This is a genomic window from Actinoplanes sp. NPDC048791 (genome assembly GCF_040650095.1).
In the GTDB taxonomy this organism is placed as follows: Bacteria; Actinomycetota; Actinomycetes; order Mycobacteriales; family Micromonosporaceae; genus Actinoplanes.
The window spans coordinates 1-4,493 of the sequence record NZ_JBEZGQ010000717.1 but is presented as its reverse complement, the minus strand read 5'-3'; the positions used below and the strand labels follow the sequence as shown (position 1 = coordinate 4,493).

Here is a 4,493-nt window from a genome sequence, read left to right as displayed (position 1 = left end):
CCGAAGATCGACAGTTGCCGGCCGGCCGGCACGGTCAGCGCCGCGCGGCGCCGGACCTTCGGCGCGGCCGGGATCCGGGCGTCCGGAACCGGCGCGGGCAGCACCTCACGCGGGATCAGCGGCCACCCGGGCTCGGTCATGGTCAGCGGCGCTCCGTCATCAGCAGGTGCCCGTCAGCGGCATTCCGGCGCCTCGTCGAACGCCTTCTTCAGCTCTTCCGAGTCGAGCCGGCTGGTGTCCAGCTCACTCTGCTTGTATTCGACGTTGAGGGTGTCCACCACGGAGCCGACCTTGGTGTAGAAGTCCTTCGACGGGCTGGTGGCCAGCGCCGCGATCCCGCTCTTGGCCCGCCCGTACGCGTCGCGCATCGCACTCAGCGAGGCGGTGAAGCTGTCGGCGACCTCTTTGCCCTGCTCGACGTCCGGTACGCCGGCCTTGCGCACGCCGGCCCGGGCCTTCTCACTGGCCGACTCGGCCCCGCCGAAGAGCCGGGTCAGGTTTTCCTTGGCCTGCGCCGGGGTGGTCTCGGCGGTCATCTGCTGCTGGGTGCGGGTCGCCAGGGTGCCGATCTCGGAGCGCCAGGGCGCGAGCACCGTGCAGACCGAGGCGGCCCAGGCGCGGGGCGCGGGACCGCCCGCGCAACCACCCAGTGTCACGACGAACGAGAGAACAAGCAGTAAGGGTGTGGTGCGGGCCGTGCGCATGGATTGCAGCGTACGGCCAACCTCCGACAGAGGGCACCCGGCGAGTGCCGGGTGCCCTATCAGTCGTGCTGGGATCAGGCGCTGATCCGCTCCGACTTGGTCTCCGTGGTCGGGCTGGGCTCGCCCATGGAGATCGGCTTGCGCTTGCTCCAGACCACCGCACCGGCCACGATCAGGGCCGCGACCACCGCGAGGGTGATCCGGACCGGGTCGTTGGCGTCGGTGCCGACGCTCAGGGTCACCACGGCCGGGGCGATCAGCAGCGACACCAGGTTCATGACCTTGAGCAGCGGGTTGATGGCCGGGCCGGCGGTGTCCTTGAACGGGTCACCCACCGTGTCGCCGATGATCGTGGCCTCGTGCGCGTCGGAGCCCTTGCCTCCGTACGCACCGTCCTCGACCAGCTTCTTGGCGTTGTCCCAAGCGCCACCGGAGTTGGACAGGAAGACGGCCATCAGCGTGCCCGCGCCGATGGCACCGGCCAGGTAGGAGGCCAGCGCGCCGGCGCCCAGGCCGAAGCCCACCGCGATCGGCGCCAGGATGGCCAGCAGACCGGGAGTGAGCAGCTCACGCTGGGCGTCCCGGGTGCAGATGTCGACGACCTTGCCGTACTCGGGGCGCTGGGTGCGCTCCATGATGCCGGGGAACTCGCGGAACTGGCGGCGTACCTCCATCACGACCGCGCCCGCCGAGCGGGACACGGCGTTGATGGCCAGGCCGGAGAAGAGGAACACGACCGCGGCGCCGATGAGCAGGCCGACCAGGTTGCGCGGGTCGGAGATGTTCAGCAGGCCGAGGATGCGTGCGCCGATCTGGTCGGCCGGGATGCCCGCGTCCGCCAGCGACGACTGCAGGGTGTTCGTGTACGAACCGAACAGCGCCGTCGCGGCCAGTACGGCCGTGGCGATCGCGATGCCCTTGGTGATCGCCTTGGTGGTGTTGCCGACCGCGTCGAGCTCGGTCAGGATCCGCGCGCCGTTCTCGTCGATGTCGCCGGACATCTCCGCGATGCCCTGCGCGTTGTCCGAGATCGGGCCGAAGGTGTCCATCGCGACGATGACGCCGACCGTGGTGAGCAGGCCGGTGCCGGCCAGGGCCACCGCGAACAGCGACAGCGTGATCGAGGTGCCGCCCAGCAGGTAGGCCCCGAAGACGCCGGCGCCGATCACCAGCGCCGAGTAGACGGCCGACTCCAGGCCGACGCTGATGCCGGCGAGCACGACGGTGGCCGCGCCGGTCTGCGACGACTTGCCGATGTCCTGCACCGGGCGCTTGCTGGTCTCGGTGAAGTAGCCGGTCAGCGCCTGGATGGCGGCGGCCAGCACGATGCCGATGACGACGGCGCCGATGGCGACGAGCTGCGGGTTGCGGCCGCTGGCGACCACGTCGGGATCGATGCTCGCGGCGTCCCCGAACCCGGCGAAGGTGTCCGGCAGGTAGACGAAGCTGACGATCGCCACGATGACCGCGGACAGCAGCGCCGAGATGTAGAAGGCTCGGTTGATGGCCGTCAGGCCGCTCTTGTCCGAGGCCCGCAGGCGGGTGATGAAGACACCGACGATCGCGATGACCACACCGACCGTGGAGACGATCAGCGGGAAGATGAGCCCGTCCTGACCGAACGCGGCCTGGCCCAGGATCAGCGCGGCGACCAGCGTGACCGCATACGACTCGAAGAGGTCGGCGGCCATGCCGGCGCAGTCGCCGACGTTGTCGCCGACGTTGTCGGCGATGGTCGCCGGGTTCCGCGCGTCGTCCTCCGGGATGCCCTGCTCGACCTTGCCGACCAGGTCCGCGCCGACGTCGGCGGCCTTGGTGAAGATGCCGCCGCCGACCCGCATGAACATGGCGAGCAGCGCGGCACCGAAGCCGAAGCCCTCGAGCACGGTCGCGGCGTCGCTGCGGTAGATCAGCACGACCAGCGCGCCACCGAACAGGCCCAGGCCGACGGTGAGGAAGCCGACCACGCCACCGGTCTTGAAGGCGATGCCCATCGCCCTCTCCCGGCCACCGGCCTCACCAGCGGCCGCGGCGACCCGCAGATTCGCCCGGGTCGCGAGAGCCATGCCCGCGCCGCCGATGAACGCGCTGAAGACCGCGCCGACGATGAAGAACAGCGAACGGCCGATCTTGACCGTGGTCTCGCTGTCGGTGTTGTGCACCGGCAGCAGGAAGAGCAGCACGACCGCGATGACGACGAAGATGGCGAGGGTCTTGAACTGCCGGAACAGATACGCCGAAGCGCCTTCCTGGACCGCCCCCGCGATCTCTTGCATGTTGGTGGTGCCGCGGCCCGCGGACAGCACCGACTTGACGAAGACAGCCGCGAAGGCCAGCGCCACCAGCGCGAAAACGATCGCGACGATGACGAACGTGACGTTCGAACTGTCGAGCGACCCCCCGCTGCTTTCCGCAGCGAGGGTTATGGAGGTCCCGGACATCAATGTCCTCCTGTACACCGACCGCACCCGGGCAGCGGACGAAACCGCCGGGCGCACTCCCTGCTCTAGGAGACGACAACCTGGTCCCGCGGACGCGGAACCAGGGAGCAGTAGCTGATTACCGGCGTACTGTAGCGGCCGAACGTGGTGATGGTCACACCTGGATCCGGCCGTGTCAGGGTGATGTTTACCGCTGTGTTAGCGGTTGGCACGCGAATCGGTTACCGCCTAGGCTTCGCGCCCCCAGCAGGGGTTTCCCATGCCATGCGCCGAACGGTGTGATTTGTGCGCTCAACGGCGCCTTTGTCTCAACGCCGGTGGACGGGCCAGACCATCCGGACCTCGGTGCCGGCGCCTTCTTCCACCGGGCGCACCTGCAGGTCGTCCACGAAGCCGGCGAGCAGGGCGAAGCCCACGCCGGTGGTCAGCGCCTCGTCGGTGAGCGACTCGTCGGCCAGCTCGTCCGGCGGCAGCTTGGCCAGGCCGACGCTGGCCTCGATCGGCGCCCGGTCGATGACCCGGACCGTGTACGAGTCGGTGTCGGACATCTCGACCATCACCAGGTCGGGCAGGTGGTACTGCCGGTGCAGGGCGACCGCCCGGGTGCACGCCTCACCGATGGCCAGCCGGACCTCGTCGAGCAACTCCTCGGCGACGCCCGCTCGCCGGGCCACCGCCACGCCGACCAGCCGGGCCGTACGCACGTGCACCGGGGCCGGGGAGAACGACAGCCGAACCGTGGCCATCACGCCGTCGGGGGGTTGTCGTCGCGATCGCCGGACGAGGTCGAGGTGGCCGCCTCGACGGAGGGGTAGATCGGGAACACCTGGTCGAGCGCGGTGATCCGGAAGATCTTGAGCAGCGGCTCCTTGGCGCAGACCAGCCCGAACGTCCCGTTGGCGGCGCGCAGCCGCTTCAGGGCGCCGACCAGCACACCGAGGCCGGTCGAGTCGAGGAAGTCGACGCGGGCGAGATCCACCACGACGTTGCGCGACCCACCGTCGACCAGCTCCACGAGCCGCTCACGCAGGCGTGGCGCCGTGTAGACATCGACCTCACCACCGACGTCGAGCACCGTGTGCTCGCCGACGGTACGGGTCGTCAGCGACAGCTCCATCGGTCCTCCTCCCTCGGGGTCAAGCCTTCAGGCAGCCGATCTCCACAGCGAATCTAACCACCGACGCTCCGGGCACGACGCGTCGCACCCTCCCGTCGTACCCGTTTGAGGTTCGGGCCATACCGATGTCACAGTGCAGACGTGACCACGACCGTCCCGGGAATCCCGGCCGCACGCGGCGCACTGACCGGGCTCGGACCGGCCGAACTGCTGCACCGGCTGCGCGCCCGC

At 69.6% G+C, this 4,493-nt stretch carries 4 protein-coding genes; all 4 read right to left on the bottom strand.

From position 1 onward, the window contains the following. Positions 1-173: 173 nt before the first annotated feature. Positions 174-704, bottom strand: coding sequence for a hypothetical protein (locus tag AB0C29_RS35330; RefSeq protein WP_360829758.1), 531 nt, complete (start codon positions 702-704; stop codon positions 174-176). Between the two features lie 74 nt (positions 705-778). Then, positions 779-3,145 (bottom strand): sodium-translocating pyrophosphatase, encoded by a 2,367-nt coding sequence (locus AB0C29_RS35325; RefSeq protein ID WP_360829755.1) that lies wholly within the window; start codon positions 3,143-3,145, stop codon positions 779-781. A 308-nt stretch (positions 3,146-3,453) separates the two neighbouring features. Further along, positions 3,454-3,894 carry an ATP-binding protein gene (locus AB0C29_RS35320; RefSeq protein ID WP_360829752.1) on the bottom strand — a complete coding sequence of 147 codons (441 nt, stop codon included), beginning with the start codon at positions 3,892-3,894 and terminating at the stop codon, positions 3,454-3,456. Further along, positions 3,891-4,262 (bottom strand): STAS domain-containing protein, encoded by a 372-nt coding sequence (locus AB0C29_RS35315; protein WP_212993692.1) that lies wholly within the window; start codon positions 4,260-4,262, stop codon positions 3,891-3,893. Before AB0C29_RS35315 ends, AB0C29_RS35320 begins: the two co-directional genes overlap by 4 nt. Positions 4,263-4,493 lie beyond the last annotated feature (231 nt).